General features: G+C 41.1%; 14 protein-coding genes. 6 read left to right on the top strand and 8 right to left on the bottom strand.

Annotated elements, in window-relative coordinates; translation table 11 throughout:
* Positions 1-53 precede the first annotated feature (53 nt).
* On the top strand, positions 54-452 hold the full coding sequence (gene yiaA / locus B5Y40_RS01610) for an inner membrane protein YiaA (RefSeq protein ID WP_079687045.1): 399 nt from the start codon (positions 54-56) through the stop codon (positions 450-452).
* A 76-nt stretch (positions 453-528) separates the two neighbouring features.
* Entirely contained in the window at positions 529-1,041 is a 513-nt protein-coding gene (locus tag B5Y40_RS01605) for a hypothetical protein (RefSeq protein ID WP_079684964.1), read from the top strand.
* Positions 1,042-1,145: 104 nt separating this feature from the next.
* Here B5Y40_RS01605 and B5Y40_RS01600 read toward each other — a convergent pair whose 3' ends face one another.
* The gene (locus B5Y40_RS01600) at positions 1,146-1,724 is read right to left on the bottom strand and encodes a hypothetical protein (protein WP_079684963.1); all 579 of its coding nucleotides are present in this window, start codon (positions 1,722-1,724) and stop codon (positions 1,146-1,148) included.
* Positions 1,725-2,377: 653 nt separating this feature from the next.
* Between B5Y40_RS01600 and B5Y40_RS01595 the strand changes: the two genes are divergently transcribed.
* Positions 2,378-2,872, top strand: a complete 495-nt coding sequence (locus B5Y40_RS01595) for a GNAT family N-acetyltransferase (protein WP_079684962.1) — start codon at positions 2,378-2,380, stop codon at positions 2,870-2,872.
* Positions 2,873-2,887: 15 nt separating this feature from the next.
* Here B5Y40_RS01595 and B5Y40_RS01590 read toward each other — a convergent pair whose 3' ends face one another.
* The 3 genes from B5Y40_RS01590 to B5Y40_RS01580 form a co-directional block, all read right to left on the bottom strand.
* Positions 2,888-3,937, bottom strand: coding sequence for an MJ1255/VC2487 family glycosyltransferase (locus B5Y40_RS01590; protein WP_079684961.1), 1,050 nt, complete (start codon positions 3,935-3,937; stop codon positions 2,888-2,890).
* A gap of 18 nt (positions 3,938-3,955) precedes the next feature.
* Positions 3,956-4,696 (bottom strand): phosphatase PAP2 family protein, encoded by a 741-nt coding sequence (locus tag B5Y40_RS01585; RefSeq protein ID WP_079684960.1) that lies wholly within the window; start codon positions 4,694-4,696, stop codon positions 3,956-3,958.
* Positions 4,697-5,012: 316 nt separating this feature from the next.
* Positions 5,013-7,268 carry a T9SS type A sorting domain-containing protein gene (locus tag B5Y40_RS01580; protein ID WP_143785562.1) on the bottom strand — a complete coding sequence of 752 codons (2,256 nt, stop codon included), beginning with the start codon at positions 7,266-7,268 and terminating at the stop codon, positions 5,013-5,015.
* A 247-nt stretch (positions 7,269-7,515) separates the two neighbouring features.
* On the opposite strand from B5Y40_RS01580, the gene B5Y40_RS29275 reads away from it, so the two are divergent.
* Complete coding sequence (locus B5Y40_RS29275; RefSeq protein ID WP_143785561.1) at positions 7,516-7,905, top strand: hypothetical protein; 390 nt, start codon at positions 7,516-7,518, stop codon at positions 7,903-7,905.
* 180 nt (positions 7,906-8,085) lie between these two features.
* Here B5Y40_RS29275 and B5Y40_RS01575 read toward each other — a convergent pair whose 3' ends face one another.
* The 3 genes from B5Y40_RS01575 to B5Y40_RS01565 form a co-directional block, all read right to left on the bottom strand.
* A complete protein-coding gene (locus B5Y40_RS01575; protein WP_079684958.1) occupies positions 8,086-10,269 on the bottom strand; it encodes a M43 family zinc metalloprotease in 2,184 nt (727 codons plus the stop codon).
* Positions 10,270-10,277: 8 nt separating this feature from the next.
* The gene (locus B5Y40_RS01570; RefSeq protein WP_079684957.1) at positions 10,278-10,712 is read right to left on the bottom strand and encodes a hypothetical protein; all 435 of its coding nucleotides are present in this window, start codon (positions 10,710-10,712) and stop codon (positions 10,278-10,280) included.
* Between the two features lie 302 nt (positions 10,713-11,014).
* A complete protein-coding gene (locus B5Y40_RS01565; RefSeq protein ID WP_079684956.1) occupies positions 11,015-11,197 on the bottom strand; it encodes a hypothetical protein in 183 nt (60 codons plus the stop codon).
* Between the two features lie 475 nt (positions 11,198-11,672).
* On the opposite strand from B5Y40_RS01565, the gene B5Y40_RS01560 reads away from it, so the two are divergent.
* Both B5Y40_RS01560 and B5Y40_RS01555 read left to right on the top strand, forming a co-directional pair.
* On the top strand, positions 11,673-12,071 hold the full coding sequence (locus B5Y40_RS01560; protein WP_143785560.1) for a hypothetical protein: 399 nt from the start codon (positions 11,673-11,675) through the stop codon (positions 12,069-12,071).
* A 535-nt stretch (positions 12,072-12,606) separates the two neighbouring features.
* Complete coding sequence (locus B5Y40_RS01555; RefSeq protein WP_079684954.1) at positions 12,607-13,320, top strand: DUF4197 domain-containing protein; 714 nt, start codon at positions 12,607-12,609, stop codon at positions 13,318-13,320.
* A gap of 127 nt (positions 13,321-13,447) precedes the next feature.
* Here B5Y40_RS01555 and sov read toward each other — a convergent pair whose 3' ends face one another.
* The gene (gene sov, locus B5Y40_RS01550) at positions 13,448-20,602 is read right to left on the bottom strand and encodes a T9SS outer membrane translocon Sov/SprA (RefSeq protein ID WP_079684953.1); all 7,155 of its coding nucleotides are present in this window, start codon (positions 20,600-20,602) and stop codon (positions 13,448-13,450) included.
* Between the last annotated feature and the right edge of the window lie 34 nt (positions 20,603-20,636).

Below are 20,636 nucleotides of genomic sequence, written 5' to 3'. Positions count from 1 at the left end.
AAACGGGGCGAAACCGAAAAGCCATACGAATAGGAAAATCTAACAACAAATCAATGAATCAGAAACCATCCAATGCATTTATCGGTGCTTCCTGGGTAGCTTTATTTGCGGGGATCTTAGCTTTTAACATCGGCCTCTGGAACGCAGAGATGATGCTGAATGAGAAAGGCTACTACTTTACAGTTTTGATGTACGGATTATTCTCCGCCATTTCACTACAAAAAAGTGTTCGCGATCAATTGGAAGGAATACCCGTTACCAATATATACTATGGCCTGAGCTGGTTTTCAACCATCCTTGCAGTTGTATTACTGGTAGTCGGTTTGTGGAACGCCACACTTACGTTAAGCGAAAAAGGATTTTACGGAATGTCATTTGTGCTGAGCATGTTTGCTGCCATTGCCGTGCAAAAGAATACACGCGATAGCAAAAGAGACGATGTAAAAGAATAAAATATATAGTATTGTGATTTCACGCATGGAGAGCCGTCTGCAAGGAAGGCTCTCTTTTTTTATAGCTTTACGTATTATGAGTCCTGCATTAAAATATATAGGCTGTGGCATTATACTCGCACTTACAATGTCCTGTAAAGAAAAACTGAACAACAAAAATGCATCACCTGACACTCAAACAGTAGGAAACATCTCCACAACACTCTCTTCTGACACCGCAACGCTTGGTAAGCTTATTAACTTGAGACTCTATGAACCAACAGCAGCAAAATTCAAGTATACCTTTATGGACAACTCCGGACAAAATGAAAGGCTGTCCACTCCTGGGCCGTCCGATAGTTACCTGGAAGCGATCTTGTACTTTGACGCTGCTACATTTGCACAGCTTTTAAAAGATGCACAACAGCGTGATTCGACTATATCTTCGTTATCAAAAGAAGAATTCAATTTCGATTGGCTTGATCAAAGTATAAAGGACGAACTCATAAAGAGTGAAGCGGTATATGAGAACCATTCTGAATTGTTTGCGGAGTCATCTGAAGTATGGTTCCTTGACAATAAACTTTTGCTGCGCAAGGCCTGGAACTAACCAACAAGAAAAATATAGTCAATAAAAAAAGTGTTGCCATTTTCATGGCAACACTTTCAGGGTCTTTTTCAGAGAGGTCTTTTAAAGTCTTTTAATTCTACTGATTATAGGCTCAATGATTTTGTAACGCCTTTCGAATCAGAAACCTCAAATGTAATGCTGCCTGCATATTGTTCGAAGTTATATACCTGAGCGAAATCGCCATCTACATTTTCAACTTTGCTATATAACAGAGTGCCTTTATCACCGTAGATCTTCACCGTAAGAACATCTTGACCTTTGTTCGCAACGGTAAGTATATATTTATTACGTTCACCAGCTACATGCAGTACATTTGCAAGCTTCTCTACTTTACCAAGTTTGTAGCTCACACGTTCAATCTGGCGTCCGTTGTCACCAATAAGTTCGATTGAATATTCACCTTCTGCAAGATTTGAAAAGTTGTATGGTCTCACGAAGCCATCTACATTTTTAATAGTTTCAGAGTATACAAGGCTATTAGTTGCATTGTAGATTGATACTTTCACATCAGCCTGTTTTGTTCCTTTGTAAAACAATTTGATAGTGCTACCATTTTTCATGATAGCCATACCGGTAGCGGCATTTGGGTTATCAATTATACCTGCAAATAAAGTGCTGCTGAAGATCATCAGGGCTGCAACGATAGACAATGATTTTTTCATATTGATGTTAAGTTAAGTTCGTTTCGTATATGACTCTAAGACGGAAGAATCCTTCTTTTTGTTACAGTGCAAACGTTAATTTTCCTTAACACAGGAACTTTTCCTGAACGGTATAATTCTGTCGGAAGCGGGCCGGTCAAACGAAAGTATCATCAATTTAGATTCAGATTTCTTTAAAAAGATCTCCGTACGATTTTCACAGAAATTTGTTCCGTAATAAAAAATTAACATTCAATAAAAAGTTTTTTTCCGCTTCAAAACGACTATAACTCTACTGGAGAAAAGGGGTAAAGTATATAAAGAGTAAAGGATTCGTTCTTGACAGAATAATCTATCATAGCTGCATCGGATTACTCATATAAAATATGTTTTGATGCAACTTTGCTCTAAACAACGAGGAGACTAGAGCAAAAGCCTAAAAACATTGCACTTCACCTATTATATATAGAAGAATATGTAACCACCAATGAGACACTAATAAAATTCAACGGAAACATTATACGTACGTAGATCGAAATTGAACAGTTAGTGTTCACAAATAGATATCTGAATCATTGACAATATACACTTGACGTTTGTGTCAAGGATTCATATCTAGCACTCTTATATTATTATCATTAAGAGTTTACAGAAATTTGATATAAAATCACACAATGGAAATAATTACAGCAAAAGATGAACACCTTCTGATCATTAAACAGATCGCGTATGACACCTGGCCCGCTACATTTGGCGAAATCATCTCCATGCAGCAAATAGCCTATATGCTAGAATGGATGTATGATGTTGATGCTCTGAAAAAACAGATCAAGGAATCAAGACACGTCTTTATACTGGCTGTAGAAAACGGCGAATACTTTGGTTATGCCTCATACGAAACGAACTATAAGAATCAGCCAAAGACGAAAATTCATAAAATATACATCCTGCCCAAAAGCCAGGGAAAGGGTGTTGGCAGAATGCTGATGGATACCGTTGCTGCTGCTGCACGAGCACAAAATAATTATACCCTTACCCTCAATGTTAACCGCCAGAATAATGCTGTTGATTTTTACAAACGCATCGGCTTTGAAATTACTGGACATGAAAACATTGATATAGGAGAAGGTTTTTTAATGGAAGACTATATCCTCGATAAAAAACTCTGAGCAGCATCAAGCATACTACATGTCTTTCAATTGTTTTTGCAGGGCTTTAAAGAGCTGACTGTTGCCATCTTGTTTATAGGCAGAAAGTTTGTTTGCAAATTTATCGAGGTCGTATAAAAATGCTTTCATAGAATCGGCTTGAAGTTCATCAAAGTGTCTGCCATACCCAAGTTTCTCTATATAGGCTGCATTCATAAATTGCTCGAACTGATTTTTTAGCGGGAAAGAGTAAACCGGTTTCTTAAGGTATACGGCCTCGGATATAAAAGAGAAGCCTCCGTTTGCTATAACCGCTTTGGCGCTGGCCAGGTCGTTTACGAAACCTTGCTCGCTAAAGGTTTTAAAAATTACGTTCTTGTCCTTCTCATCTTTGTTAAAACCGTATACGTAGAATTTCAGATTCGGGATTTGATGTAACACCTGCTTGATCCCTGACAAAGAACTCGAAGTCTGGTATACCAGTATATGCCCTGCATTGCTAACCTCCGCCTTCAGAATGGCATCACGAACAATGGGTGGAACAATGCTGGTGTCCTTCTTACGGATATCAGCGGGAAAAAAGCTGGATATATAGTAATGTTTTGCTCCAGGTACTTTTGCTTTTACAATAGTTTTTGCAAGCCTGTAATTATTCGTCTCCTCTTTGGGGATATCGATGTCCAGTATACATCGCTCCATCACTTGCATATTATCTATACTGATGAGTGGAATGCGATGTTGTTTGGCAAAGAAATGTGTAAACGATTCAAAGTCGCTGATAATTACATCAGGCTTAAAACTTTTATCGATCATCAAATACTTTGAAAAATTATGCAAGAGGTTAGCAGGTGCTGATTTGAGATTCAACAAAAATGTACCCAGCGTTGAAACCTGTGCATTCTTATATGCAAAATGAAGTCCTTTGATTTCATGCACCCTGCCTGGAAAAGATTTTGACAAGAATTGATATGCCCGTGAACTGGACACCACCTGAACGTTGTGTTCTTTCAATAGAAAATCAATAATTACTTTGCTTCGGGTAGCATGTCCCATGCCTTCACCGGGTACTCCGTACAGGATATTCATTTTACGCTATATATTTTATCATCCTCTCTCCGCATGTCGCTGATGCGTTAAGAGTGCTTGTGTTACCGAGAAATAGAGAAGCGTGTGAGAAACTAAAATACCCAAGGCACCGCCTATGCTTACATCCAGCGCTGAATGTGCACCGATAGCCACCCGTGATACTGCTACCAAAACAGCCCACGTCATCGGAAGAATATAGAGCCATCGTAAGTTACGATTTGCCATGTAGTAAATACTGAAAGCTAGTATACTGCCGAGAAGAAACGCATTAAAAGAATGCCCGGATGGAAATGAATACCCGGCTTCTTCTATCCAATGACTAAGTACACGGGCATCTGTATCTCTAAATGATATCGTATCACCATCGATCAGCCCTTGAAAGAATTTTCTTCTTTCAGTAACTGGCAATGTATATAGTGAATCTAATCTGGCCAATGATTTTGTCTGCCGGATGATATAGGTATGGCTCGGTCTGGCCACTTGCAATGTCGACTTAATGAGGTGCTCATTCAAAAAAGCAAAGGTAGAAAGCACTATACTGAAGACGATAAATGTTTTAAAGAAAGTCTTCGCTTTTGCTTTTAAAGATTGTGCGTAAATAGCAAACACAAAACTTGTGATCAGGATTATTACCGGTGTACCAATCCTTCCTGCCGACTCTGTTGCCCAATAAGCAACCGAGCACCATATACTATCTTTTGAACATGCTGTAAATTCAGGATAAAAAAGCCAGACCGTGCATAGTAAGACTATATACATCGGTAGCGATACTTTCAAAAGAGGTCTTATGCTATTCTTCAACCAGTAGTATTATTGCGAATTTTCTTCGAAGGTAAATATTTGTTCGATCACTTTGCGACAAGTGCGCTTTCTCTTACAATTTTTAAAATTTGAATGTTGATTGGAAGATAAAGATATTATTCAAGGATGAGTATGAAAGATCGCAAAAGTCAGAACACTGCGTTTAATACGAAATCAACGGCAGTGCAAGCCCACCGAACCCACAAATAAAAATCTCCCGCAGATAGAGATGAATCTAAACCTGTGGGAGATTGTAGTGACAATATATTTAGTATTACTTCTTAAGAACCTTCACATTACGAAGTCCCGTGCTGGATTCGATTCTAATCAAATACAAACCCGCTGGATGTGCACTGAAGTCATATTGACCGGTAAAGTAACTTCCGTGATCTACCAGCTTTATCAAGCCAATTTGATCGCCTACATTATTCACGATGGGCAGTTCAGAAGCGGAGCTTTGTTCAATCGGCAACTTCATGTTAAATATACCTTCTACAGGGTTGGGGAATGAAGAGATCCGATCCGGAAATTGTTCAGCGCCTAGTGTATACGTTGCTGTCAATACGCAGTTTCCTGCTGTTACTTCTAACCGGTAAACTCCTTTTCCTTTTGCTTTCAATACAGAAGTTGTATCAGCGAGCAGATTGTCGTCCTGGTACCAATGATTACCCGCTGCATAGTTTGACTGAAGCGTTCTTGCATCCAATGGCACGATCACTGCGCTTTCATATTTGGTGATGGATGCCGTCTGTGTTAACGCTGTTGTAGTATTACAGCTATTCACAGCGTTGATCTGTACTATATTTTCACCTTCCACCAAAGATGATGAAGGGATCGTGAATTCAATAAAAGCATTTCCACCGGCAAGAGTGTCGCCAACTACTTCGTTCTTCACAGAGGCAAAATACATTACGTTAGCTTCTGTATTATATACTTTAACCTTACCAGTTCCTGATTCACAAACTTTAAGATTGGTGTCTACTGCAAGGTCCAGAGCATTCGCTTTTTCATTCAGGGTGATTACAAAACGATCAGATGCTTTTGACGCTGCAACATCGCTCACGGTAAATGTATAGGTAGGTGTAGCGGTAACGTTCGTAGTGGTGTTCGTATACTTATCTGTAAAAAGTAAAGTATATCCTGTTAGAAGGCCTGCACTTTCAAATGTGAATTTATAGCTACCCTTTGTAAAATCTTTCATGTCGATGCGCACCTGAGATCCGCATGCTAAATTATCGACAGCGTTTATAGCCATCCGTACATTGTCTGATGAAAGTGTTGACAGATCGAATAGAGAATTATCCATCTTCGGACCATCATAATTATCAAGCGTTGCCTTTGCTGCAGAATTCACTTTAACAAAAGCTTTATCTTCTAAAGTACCATTACTAACAGTAATAGTTAACCTATCCAATACTGGGCTTGCTTTTCTATAAAAGCTATAGGAAGAACCTTGTGGCGCTTTAACATCTTCACTAAAGGTAAGAGAAGGTGAAGCTCCTGTAGCGCGCACCCAAAATGCCTGACCAAGTGCAATAAAATCATCTCCACTAAAATCTGTATTATCATAGTAGCGATATACAAGGCTTCCGCTGCTATTATCTGATATAGCCATAACAGAACTTATATTGCTGGTTGCCCAGGCAGAAGACTCCCAATCCAATGCTGATGGATATGGATTGCCCACCAGGTTATATCCATAAAGAGCAGAGTTGCTCCCGGTTGTAGTAAAGGTTAGACTAGGCGTGCTGGATGAGTTTAAAGTTATAGTACCTTGGTTTATCGAGCCTCTAACGTCAATTATAGTTGGACTTGAACAATTACGAACAAAAGCTGAATAACCTCTTGCTGGAGTTAACACAGCGGATGAGTTTGTTGTTGGATAAGCGACATAAGTTTGTGTCGCTTCATTGAAATAAAACATAGTAGCTGCAGTACCTAAGGCATAACCGCATACGGTATTAGTACCTGTAGATGGATCTGTTTTTGAAGTGCCCGTAAATTTTCCCGTGATAGAAAAATCATCTTGCCAGTTCGCAACTGTAGCGGCTTGGACCGGAGAAGATATATAGCGGTACATTCTAAAGCCTTCGCCACTCATGTACCGTTGCACGGTTACATTACCTTGAAAAGTTGCTCCCGATGGAATTGCTGCAATGGAAGCATCTGCTGCTAGATCATCTCCTGTGGATAGGAGCGTGAGTGTACCTGCGTCGCTAGAACCATCGGCATCAAAAATATCTGTTGAACTATTCAATGTTAAAGAACCGGTAAGATTAACAGTGCCGTCCAGATTCACGCCTGCAGGATTATCAATGCTAATGTTACCGACATTTATAATACCGGTTATCGATTGGGCAGTGGTTAGATTACTGAAGACTAACGTCGCTGTACTAGCATCAAAGCTACCATTATTGGATAGGTTCCCTCCAATTTTTAAATCCGTTGAACCTAAATAAACAGTAGACGTTCCTGTTGAAGTTATAGTCAACGTACCAGCAACAGAAACAAGAAGACCGTCTAAGTTCACATCTTGCGCAAGTGCAGGTGTGTTCCATGTAAAATTCCCAAAGTCTGAATCTAGCCTTACTGGCGCGGCGGTATTAGTTGTATAGCTTGAAATCAAGCAGGTTGAGTTGCTATTCCAAGTTGCTGAGGGAATAGTACCTGCGGTTGTAGTATAAAGGTGTTCGTATATTGAGCCACCTGCAAATACTAACCTTGCGGTTGTAGAGGTAGTTGTCCCTGAGTTTTTGAACGTTCCGTTAATGGTTGCAATGGAATTTGTAGCGTTAACGGTAAATATGTTGGTATTTGTTAGAGTACCATTTACAGTTAGCCTCGTGTTACTTGCTAATATGCTTATAGTTCCAGCATTGGTGAACGAACCGGCAATTACCAAGTTGGTAAGGTTTGAAGCTGATGAACCTGCCGCAAATGCTAAAGTGCCATTGTTTGTTACAGATCCGGTTGATGACACTGTAAAATCAGCAGTTGTTCCTGTTGCAGAATTACTGATTGTTAGTTGGGCATTGGAGCCAATTATTAGATTACCATTTAAGGTGAGAGTTGGTGAAGTTATCGTTTTACCAGTCAAAATAGTTATTGTAGTTCCTGCAGCACCGGAAGGAATACTTGATGCTGCCACCCAGGAAGTACCATTGTAAGTTTGCCAATTTGAAAGTGTAGACCAAGAGCCTGACCCTGTTCCAGTCGTCTGATAATCCCCCGCTGTTTGCGAATAACCACTTAAAGACATCAAAGTGGCTAATCCAATAACTACAATCCTTTTCATAATCCGCAAATATATATTATAAGCGTTCATACACGCAATTTGCGGAAAGTAACTAGTTGTCTACGAAGACTTTCGTTGTGTAATATAATTCCCCGATTTTAAGTCTTAAAAAGTAAATTCCACTACTTGTATTTTCGGCATTGACTTCATACGTCTGGTTAAGCACATCCTGCAGTTGTTGCGCAACAACTTGCCTCCCCATCACATCTACAAGTTCGTATTGCACAGGCTGGCGCTCTGTAAGATTAAAGGTAATATAGAAGTCGCTGGGAGTAATCGGATCGCTGTCGTATACGACAAAAGGGCTGCTCACAGAATTTGGATTTTTATCATCCGATGTAAAAAATTCAATGTTATCCAGGTATATATTATTTCCGTTGTCGTTGGAAAAAACAAAGGCGAGACGAACATCACTCTTGCCAGCAAAGGCTGTGAGGTTTACGTAATTGCGCTGCCAGTCTTCTTTTGATGTAGGTATAGATGTTACAGCGCTCTCATCGATAGATAAAGATGTGCCCGTCTCGTCAAACAAAACTTTATCGTAGGTTACGCCACAATCTGATGAAGCGAGCACTTGCAGATTATCCAGGCTATTTCTATTTCCATCGGTGCTCAGGTACCGATACGACAAATCAAAAAACATACTCGCTGTAGTAGCACTAGAAAAATCAAGCACCGGACTTACAAGCCATGCTTCATCGCCTTCAACTTCATTCGTGGCAGCATTGAAATATAGCGACTGATTATAATTTGTAGTGATCTTCTCCCAGTTCATTCCACTGGATGGATTCACCATGGTCCATTGATTTTCAAATGAATTGCTGTCAAAGTTTTCGCGAAGCGGAATCACATCTGATGATGTATTTACTACAACCGTTCTGACTTTCGTGTTATCTGCAGGGTACTTATCTGAAAATCCATTGAGATCAGAAATCACCACCTCCAATGTATTCTCATCAGCAGCGAGCGTGATGGATGGCAAGTTTAATTCAATTTCCGTACCCGGTATAAATCCCGCTATATCTTTAAATGAAGAACTCTTGGCTGTACCGTTGTTCAATGTATAGGTTGCTTTCAAGCTGGTGATGGTTACCGTGCCGTTATTTTTAATGATCACCGTAGGTATCGCAGTCTCTTCGCACCGAACGGATGAAGGCTCAACAATACTAACAATAGCTATATCTCTCACTGCGTTTGGATCAGGTTCTGTCAGTCCAGGAGAATCAGGAAGTGTTACTCTGCGCGGACTATTTTCCATTACCGTTATCATGCGACCAACTTGTTCCTGCGTAAAAAGATTCATGCACGCATCATCCGAATAGTCCATATAATTCTGGAACATCGTATTCACACTGCAGGAAGATATAGGCCCCTCAGAACATTCACTCGAAGTATAGTCGCCCTGATCAGGAGTATCCGAAACATAATCACCGCTTCCACCACAGGCCCCATCGTCATCTCCCCAGATATGACGGAGTCCCAAAAAGTGACCAACCTCATGTGTTGCTGTTCGACCTTTATCAAATTCAGAATTAAGAGCGAAATCGCCATCATCGCTGCTTCCAAATACAGCATAGTCAATTACCACACCGTCGGTAAGCCTTTCATCTTCTGCATCTTCAAGTCCCGCCAGATTTGATACCGGAAATTGCGCATAGCCCAATAGGCTTGATGAGAGATTCGTTACCCAGATGTTCAAATAATTTTCGGCAGGCCAGTAACTCGTTGCCTTCAAGGCAGCATCATCATTTGTTGACCATGAGCTTTTCGCGCCTTTTACTCTTACTATACCGGTTGTCTCATCACCACTGGGCGATTGCTTTGCCAATACAAATTCTATATTTATACTTCCTGCGACAGATTGAAATGCCGCCGGTGTATTAGAAGCATCGGCGTTGAGCCGGTTGAAATCATTGTTCAATACTTTGATCTGTGAAATGATTTGCTCATCGGGAATGTTTGTGCCTACGCCTACGGCCTCTCCCCTATGAATGACATGTACTACAACGGGTATCAGAAATTTTTCGGATGCATTGGTGCGGCCTGCAGCATTAACTTTTCGTTTGTCCATCCATTGTTCGAACTGAACATCACTTTCGAGGATTGACTTTTTATTCCGCAGGTTTTGCATTACCTCTACCACTCCACATCGATCTTGTGCCTGGCCCTTCACAAAACTGCCTGCAAGCAGGCATACCACCATCACCACATGGCCAGGAATACAACGTATTTTCATAATAGCTTTTACAATTGAAATAGAAAGGGAGGTTTTGTCAACATAGATGTAGGCTCATCATTATGCTTGCCATTTTTGTGTTCTGCATAATTATGATCCCACAGCTTCTTCCATCTTCTTCGCTGGTTAGGATGAAATGTATCCCAGATCTTCTGACTCCGCTGCACTAAATATTGTGCGGCTCTTAATTGCACTGTCGCACGGTCTTGCGGAAAATCCTGAAACGCGCGTTTGAGGTTTTCATAATACTCAATATTGACACGCTGTATATATTTACACTGCGCATCTTTTAACTTCAACTGCTCCTTCCAGAACAGCGGATCATACAATACAATATCTTTCAAATCCTGAGCCTGCTGTCCATGAGCAGCGAAACTCACAACACAACATACCAACAGTGTAGTTATATACTTCAATGGTTGATTGTTATTTTTTATTCTCATAAAATCCTTGATACTAAAATAAATTAATCTTCAAATGAAAACTTCTTCCTATTCAAAATGTGTAGCTCACCGGGCCAATACTGTCGACCAAAAAGAAAAAAACTTTATTGGACGGACTCATCATCGTAAGAAATGCACCCATCCTTTTATCTTGCGGTTCTCGCTAATGGACTCATAACGTAAAACTCCACATCCGCAGTATAATTCTAAACACCCGTAGGTAAGTCATTCCCACCATTATCCCTTCCATTCCAGAATATTCATGGAATTCTCATTATCGGAACAATACTCATATACGGATCTTATATACCCGTTATATTCATTTCGTATTGTACGCTGAAAAACTTCATTGCAACCGTCTGCATTGGAGTAAATACATTTGGCAATTCACGATATGGACAATTATCATTACTCACAGCTTCACCCGAAGGGCCTTCTGCTCCTTCTGCATCGATCGCTGAAACGCGGTAACAACTAGCGTACAAAGAAAGTGCTGTTCCGTAAAGGTAGTATATATCTGAGGTGTTAGCAACAATTTATATTCTTCACCGGAAGATACAACAGCATAAACGCTATAGCCACACTATAGCGATAGACCAGGTTATACTACTGTCCTACACTACATTTTCACTAAGGCACCATCACGCATGACAATTTCGATCTGCTTCACCCCTGCTTTTGCGGCAGGTAATAAAGAAGATGCTACCGCAACACATTAACTGGTATATATTTCTGTCGCCAGTAAATTATTTACCTGCTTACATTGAATAATAAAAAGCCATGATAAAATTCAGCAACAAACACACCTCAATCCCCAGGGCTGGCATCAGAAGCAATAGAATAATTATACAGATAATTCTGCTCGATGTTCTCTTCGCAGACGTCCGGTTATTATCCCGTTTCATCTACTTTTGTTTCACATTCGGTGTAGCCTTCATAATGTTGTATACGAAATATACTATGAAGCAAATTATACTATTGGCAATATCGGCTATTACATACTTCGGCACGCATGCACAGGAAGTATCTGACAGACGAAAATGGAATGATCTTCTATTGATAGAAAGCACGCAGCGATTCCCATATGTAGGCAAGCTCGACCTTGGACAAAATTATCCTAACCCGCTATCAAAATCTGAATCAACTATAATCCGTTACCAGGCCACGGACGTTTCCAATGCGTCCATTATCGTTTACAACGATGTGAATAAAGAACAGGTACTTGTATTGAATAACCTGAAAGAAAATATAGGGCAAGTTGAGATCAATGGTGATCAGCTGCCGGAAGGAACCTATATATACGCTTTACTGGTAAATGGAAGAATGGTGGAGAAGAAGAAAATGATTATTGTTGACTGATTGGTTTTCTTCCTTCTTTAAATTGTATAGGCATGAAGGTATATTTCCATTGCCTGCAGTGAGACTGAACCACCAAACTATACATATTCATTTTACGGATGAGGTTTTTTCACCTGAAGCTCAATCACAACGTGATCGGTTACGGCTAAAAATTCCCCACATCTTAATGCTCTCGCTCACAAAAAAGATTATAGGAAGAATGTACAATATCCTGCTATACCCGTGAGCTGAAAAACAGTATTGGAAATTTGGTCCAATCAATACAACGCCCGCACAAAACATATTGTCGTTGACAGAATGTTTTCACTCATTCATACTTTACAAAACAACGCAGTTCATTCACTTGGGAGTGTCTTAACAAATTGAGATCCGGAAGTCGTTAGGCTTGAGAAAATTTAGTTTGTCGTTTTTTATTACATCACCTTACGGGATTTGGCATTCCTGAGGGTGATATTCTGAAACGATTCTATATTTACGTTCGAAAATAACACTGGTATAGTTATTGACTAACGACTCATATTAACTCTAATCACACATGAAAAAACAAATTATCCTTTTATTAAGCCTGGTGCTGCTCTGCAAAATTGGAACAGCGCAGATCTCGTTGGATAAACTGAAGAAAGCCGTAAAAGGAGAATCCGCATTGAGCACCGAAGAAGTAGCAGAAGGATTGAAGGAAGCGTTAACCAAAGGGGCATCAAAAGGATCGGACCTGGTTTCAAAAGCCGATGGATATTTCAAAAACGCAGAGATAAAAATTCCTTTTCCTCCTGAAGTTCAAAAAGTTGAAACGAAACTTCGTCAGATGGGAATGGGCGCAGAGGTCGACAAATTTGTATTGGCGTTAAACCGCGGTGCTGAAGATGCAGCGAAGGAAGCTAAACCTATTTTCGTTTCAGCGATCAAACAAATGACTATCCAGGATGCATGGTCAATTTTAAAAGGTGAAGATGATGCTGCTACTCAATATTTAAAGCGCACAACTACATCTAACTTGACTGAAAAATTCAAACCTGTTATACAGGCGTCATTGGAAAAGACAAACGCTACGAAATACTATAAAGATCTTGTTACCCGGTATAACAAAATTCCATTGGTTCAAAAAGTGAATCCGAATCTCGATGATTATGCTACTGAAAAAGCAATCAGCGGTTTATTTGTAATGGTGGCAAAAGAAGAAAAAAGTATTCGTGATGATCCCGGATCCCGAACAACCGAGCTCTTGAAGAAAGTATTCTCTGCACAATAAGTATTTGTAAGATATACTAAAATTGAAGAAGGCTATGATGAAAAGTCACAGCCTTCTTTTTTTATATAGTATAGATGCTGTTTCTTGTATAATCAGGTCAATTTAAAATCAACCATACAACTATACATTACTCCGCCAGACTAAACCGTACCTGCACACCCGCATTGGTTGTGGCCCTGCGATATGAGCTTGATACGAGTGGCTCATTAATGGAGCGGGTAAAATAAAATTGAAGGTTTAGTTTCTTGTTAACCACGTAGCTTACTGTTGGTCGGATTTGAATACTGATCGCGCCACTCGTCAATGTATTAACATCATCTATTTTACGCTGGATCGTGCGTGTATCGCTCACCGTTGTATTTAACCGAAACGTGAGATCGTTCTTTAATACAACGGTACGGCCCTGCGATTTAAAAGGTAGCTTCATGTTGTTGCGGGTGAACCCTATTTCAAACGCTATATCTTTCGTTGATATTTCAGTTACCTGCGCATTGGAAACCGTAAGCGTCAAATCGCGCCTCGTCTTGTATTGAAGGCTTGCCGTAACTTTACTCTTCGTGCGGGCACTGATACCCACGAGCGGAGAAAACTGCTCCGACAGAATTACCTGGCTGATTACGTATACCGGCACTGGCGAGCCGTCTACGGTTTTGCTATAGTAAGACGTATTATAGTCTTCAATCGATCGGTCAATTCGCAATTCTTCCACGTTGGTATACTCGAGCGAATTGGAATACGCGGATACTGCATACGTTGATTGATACGCATGCGAGACTGTGAAATTCTGAAATATATTCTTCAGCGCTTTGATATTACCAAGGCCGGAATAATCTACACGCCAATTCGGTTTAGGCATTTTTGGAAAAGGCGTAAGCGAAATAGTTCCGGCATTGCTACCGGTATAGGCGGCTATAAATGCCGGAATTAAAATATCCTGCGAAGCTGTATCATATTCGTTGCCACTGATCTTCATGAAACGATTTTGCATCACGATCAGGTTCTCTTCAAACTTCCTGAATACATCTGAATCTATATCTCCATTCGTTTTATCAAACGCTGTCTTTATACTGATGGTAGATATAGCATAGCTTCCGCTTCTATTGGGACTCAATGAAGCAAAGCCTGATGCATCGGTAGCCTGGTCAGGGTCGTAACGAAAGATCTCTTCGTAAGAAGTTATATTTTCTTTCTTCGCATTCAACGTGATCTTCAGCGTTGGCGATGGTTCCAGGTTTGCACTCAACGTAATCGTTTCACTTCTGGATTGTGTAAACATAGTCGTGAGACTTGAATTTTTGGTCAGTAAATTATTTCGTGCCGCGGTGAAGCGCATTTCCGGATCCTGACTTCCCAATAGAAAACCCCATCCTGGAGCACTCCAGTCTTCACTCATTCCAAAGTATTTCGGTGTATCATTAAATCCTGGCAAAACAGTTCCTTCTGTCAAGCTATAAGTAGCATTTATCGAGCGCACCGACATCACCAATTTCAAAATCCCTTTTACCAATCCGTTGATTGAAGCAGACGATGCTTTGACTGTATCAATCCTTGTCTGCGTCCGATTATTAACAGATGATTTTGCACTCGGTCTTGCAGGCGTGTTCAGCACTTTCAGAAACTTGATCTTGTTATAGAGTTTTACCATATCGATACGCCCGGCTATATTCTGTGTGCGGCTATTCTGAATTGTATTCTTGAAATCGAGTGAATCAACAAGATCTTGTTCACCGGTCTTTACCAGTGAATCCACTTTATTATAGGTTCCCGCTTTCCATGTATAGTCTGCATGAAAACGATAGTCGGCCGAGAGCCAATCCGTAGCTGGAATTTTATCCAATGGTAAAGTATAATTCAAAGTTACTCCTTGCGTGAAGTTCTTCATTCGGCCAAGCTTCTTCAGGTTGTGCATAACACTATCTTTCTTTTCCTGCGTGTTGATATCTCCCTCCGGCTCATCAATCACGGCATTCGCGAGCGCAGCATATTCAAAAGAAAGGTTCTTCGATAAATTCCACTTGACATTATACTGTCGATTGAATACAAAATACTTTACATACGAAGCATCCGACTCCACAAAGTCGCCACTACTACCCGAGTTCCTATATATAGTTTTCGTGAACGACCGGTTCAAGTCCATCCGCACATTTATATTGGCAGGCATCAGGCTTATATTAAAATCTTTAATAAGCTTGAGCCAGGGCGATGACAAGCCCGCTGAATTTTTAAAGGGCTCTATACCGGTTGTCTTCGGACTGAAATTATATACCACCGAACCCTTATACTGCTTGTTCAGGTTTTGCACGGTAGTAAAATCTTTTTGGATCGCATCGCTATAAGAGTAACTGAACGACAGATTTTCAACGTCCCATATATTAGAGCGTGCATTGGGATTTACTTTTACTTTCCGTACGTTGGTAAAATTCAAACTTCGCCTCACCGTTCGGTCTTGTATAATTTTCAGGTATTCTCGTTTCTCATCTTCTGTATTGAAAGCTTCAAGTGCTGCACTTAATTTTACATCGGGATTTGCAGGATCATAGTTCGGAGTGGCTGTACTATTTTCATAGCTTGCAAAGACTGGAATTTTTATACCCGTATTTCCCGGCAATAGTTTATCCAGATTAGCTGCAGCAGATACGTCATACGATGTTGTCTCATCGCGTGTGCGCTCGGATATTTTCGAACTGATGCTCCCAAATCCATAGGTGGTATGCCTTAGCGCAGCATTTATAGTAGCGAAATCTGCAAGCTTTATATTGGCTGAAGATGTTACCGCCCAACCAGCAGTACGATCAAAATCAGTTACTCGCAATTCATTCGCCCACAGGCAAACGGAGTATGATCGCTTGTCGCTTGTTCGCGGATTACGAACACCAATCATCACAGCGAGCACACTGCTGAGATCAGGGCGCCCGAGTATACGAAGTAAATGTCTGCCCACTTCTTTTGGTCCGGCCAGCGGATAGCGGTCGGTTAATGAGAAGTTGGACTTATCGCGTGCAGTCTTTAAGGTATATAATTCGTTTAGCGCAAGATCGATCTCGTTTTCTTCAGGCCACACACCGCGTTCAGTTTCGTTACTCGCATCGGAAACTTTTAAAGGAATCTGAATCTCGTAGTAATTATCTGTAAAGTCTGTACCCAGACGAATGAACGCATACAGATCATCGTTACCGGCTTCGCTGTTTGCATGGAAGAACATTTTAACACGCCCATAATTAAAAAGATCGACAGAAAGATTTTTGTATATAGCCCGCGAGGTGCCATCGGCCAGATCATCGATGCATACCTGTACAGATTGTTCATTCAGCAAACGTGATACGGAAGAGGTGTTATCACGATCGCGCACTACACCCGGTGGAATTATATATCCTGATTTATTCGCTGCTATATCTTTAACGGAATTCTCCTCCAGGTTAACTACCGATACCGTGAAGTTATCCAGGTTCGGTTCTGTGATCTCACCGAACCCGGAATCGTTCAGGTCATCTGTAGTATATCTCCGCCAATAACTTCCCACCATACGGAAATTAGCAAGACGCAATACCACGGGCTCCTTAAACTCGGTGAGCAACATGCGAACGTACTTAATCGACTTAAAGTCTTCAATGTTGCCAAACTTTGATTCATACTCGCGAATCGGAATTCTGAATAAATACCACGTTACGGATTCTTCAAGTTCATTTGTATTCGTGGTAGTGATCTTGTCCACTATATATTCATTATCCACGGCGAGTTTGCCGGGCTTAAGATCAATATCATACTGGTAATACTCTTCCGTTTCATTCAGCGTATTGTCGGCATTTATATCTTCGTTGTCTGGCGTGAGGTAGCTGGAGTATGATATCGCTGAGCTTGACGCAATGGGCGAGTTGCCATCCTGTCCATTGTAATCTTTATAGCGCTGCAGGATCTTTGCATTGGCAGCATCGTATTTACTATCGAGGAAATATGTAAAGTTATCGCCCGAAGGATCGCTCTGCACTTTCTCACGCGCGGCTGCATTTACAGTATTCAGATAACTGCTGAAATATTCTGGCTCTTTTTCATTGGGCAATCCATCGAAACCAACGTCCTGGTTACTACGGGCAGAGGTTGATGTATTATCAAAACTACTGGTAAGATATTGTTCGGTGGTAACGTATCCCCAACTGTTGGCAGCAACTTCTCCTGCCAGGTTACCATCGCCAGGCAAGCCATTCTCAAAGGCATGGCGCGAATCGCGCATCACATCTTCTGATATATTTCCAAGTTGGAAAATAAGTTTTCCTCCGGTTGTATTTACTTTATTAAAAATTCCATCGAGTACTTTTCCCGTACCGCTTGAAAGGTTAATAAACGGATCCATCATCCAGAATTCTATATACTCTATATTTGCCTTATCAAAATCGGTTTCGGATGTAACTGCTTTCGTAATCGCTCCCCAGGTATCTTGTGGTGCTGGGAGAAGTCCGTTGTTATCGAGCGAAGGATTATAGTTATAGGGGCCCCTTTCATTCGGAAAATAGGCCACATCAAATACCTGTTCGTAATATATACCTTGCGTGAGTTGCTTGTTCGGAAAAATCTCCTGTGGACCAACACCCCGTACATAATGATTATAGAGATCTTCTTCACTAATGTTATCGGGCTTCAACGAACCGCTACTGCGTTGCAATTGATTATCGATTGTATACCATGCAATTTTTCCGCGCTTATACCCGGCCGTTATATCATCCACTATCCCACCGCTTGGATCAAAACGATAGTCATCAGTTTTCGGTACAGAGGAAAGTTTCCATCCGGCAGGACTCATCAGTGAATACGGGGTTGTCGTATTTTCAAAATCATCTATATACCCTGTACCTTCACCATCAATTACGTTGGATGTGCCGGGAAGAAGCTGGGCAAATTCACCGGTAAAGTTCACCGTTGATTCTTCCTTAGTCTGGATCAACGGCAATGCATCTACCCATTTGGTGAGCATTCTGCTTTTATTGTTGATGTTGAAGTCGATGCCGTATTGAACATTGCGCGCAGGCTCAGTACCTACTGTATTGCGACTTACCGTAGGGCGTTCGTTATAGTATAGCAATGTAGAACCGAAATTGACATCATCGTTTAGTTTGTAATCCATGCGTGTACCCAACAGACTTTTATTCTGAAAAGAAAAAGCATCGGACTGCTCATACTGTACTTCTATATCCTTACCAGAATTCATAATGGATTCATTGAGGATAGTCACTTTACCAAATGTATAGTCTACTACATAGTCTGTTCCTTCGGTAAGCAAAATACCACCGGCATACACCTTTACAGAACCCTGTGCCACGCCAAAACCGGGTATAATAATTTCGCTTGAGGAACTTGCAGTATACTCTCCGGTGATATAGAATTTATTCTTGGAAGCAAATAAAGCAGCGTCCGATTTCGTGGTGCCATATAGTGTATCATAAGCATACTTTGTGATCAGTGCGTTCTCGGTAGGCTCACCATCAAAGGCTTCACGCAGTGCTTCGCTGAACGGTTTCAGGTAAGGAAATATGATAAGACCCAATGTTGAGTTGATCGTAACACCCTCCACAAAATCAAAGTTACCATCGCGTTGCCGGTCACTTAACGTGTTCAGTTTATCAAGACCCATAATTTCCACGAGCTGTCGGGTACGCACTGTGTTACCGGCCTGTAGCTGTGGATTATCTATACCGGAGGCATCATCGCGATAAATCACGCGCAGCTCAAAGCCACTCTGTGAAAGTTGTGTGGCTCCCAGGGTATATATATTCTTCATCATCAAGTCCCAGGTAGGAATCGTTTCACCATCGGAATCATGTATAGCGATCTTCCGCGGACGAAGAAGCTTCAGGAAGACTACTTCCTCATCCTTAAGATTAGAATAGTCTTCCGACAATTCGCCTACCGTATAGGACTTACCATTATAGGTATATTCATATGATACAGCCAGCGCTTCATCACTTTGCAGCTTTGTGCTCAAGGTAAGATAACCAAGCTGTGTATGGAAAGTATATTCTGTAGCAGCCAGTTTTCGCGCACCGGTGATCTTCTCAAAGTCGGTACCGTTGTTATTATCCTCAGCAAAAAAAGTTTCCAGCGTAGTATTAATGTTATCTGCTGCCCGGCTCTGCGCTGTTACAAAATCGAAAAGATTATTGGCTTTGTTGGATGCTGGCATCGCTGTTCCATTGGAAGTAACGGCTGCATTGTAAATTCTTTTACCCTCGCCCAGATCCATAAGTCCTACAACATTGCGAAGTGTTTGTGTATCACTCTTGCGATTCAATACATATACTTCCACGCGGGTTATATTTATACCAGAAATAACCTGCGGTGTGTTGGAGATCCACTTGGTATAATTATCCCGAAAGAAATGCCCGAGGAAAAAATGCCGATTCTCATCGTAGTTGGAAGCTATAATTTCAAACGGTCGGTTCTGCCCGTTGCTGCTGCCATCAACATTTACCGATGAAGCTTTGCCGCGTTGAGTCGAAGCAATTACTGTAGCCTTCAGTTTACCAAATTGCATTTGCGCTTTTACACCAAACAGATTTTGCGAGCCTTGTATCAACGTATTATTCAACGGAAGGCTAACATTACCGATTTCAAGTTTCTGAAGTATATCTTCTTTGAAGCCGGTATATTCAACCTTCATGTTATTCTGGAAGTCGAATGAATTGTTATTATCAAAGTTTGCTGAAACGGAAAGCTTCTCTCCTACTTTTCCGACAACACTCAGGTTGATCTGCTCATCAAATTCAAACCCGCCACTGCGTTGCTGGCGGATTGGAATCGAGGGATTATTAATACGCTGGAATGCAGCACCAAAATCAAGCGTAACATATCCCCGCGGCACCAGTTCTATATAGCTTCCACCGAAGATGCGATCCAGTATAGGACTGATAAAGATCTTGGGATTCAAACTTCGTCCACTCACGGCACTCTCGCCATCTTTTGCTTTGGTTCTGCTCTTCCAGTAATTTTTTAATTGCTCGCGTTCCTGGTATTGTTTGAATTCTTCCAGTGACATGGTCGATACGGGACGATATTGCAACCCGCCTACCTTTTCATATATAGTATAATTGCCGGAGGTATCGATTTGTATATCTACTTTTACCCGGTCGGGATCTTTCAGTAATAATGGTGATGATGTCTCTGGATTTGAGAAGGGGTCACCGTATCGGTCCTCTGCTTTATAGGATGGTTTTGTACCGGGTTGATATGACTGAACAGAATCTCTCTTTTCCGGAGAAGTGTTTTGCGCCCATACCGCTACCGTTGTACTCATGCATAGCGATAGCATCAGCAGTCCATACTCTGCG

It is taken from the genome of Ohtaekwangia koreensis, assembly GCF_900167975.1.
Classification (GTDB): domain Bacteria; phylum Bacteroidota; class Bacteroidia; order Cytophagales; family Cyclobacteriaceae; genus Ohtaekwangia; species Ohtaekwangia koreensis.
The sequence above is the reverse complement of the archived record's forward strand: the minus strand, read 5'-3'. Positions and strand labels throughout refer to the sequence as shown.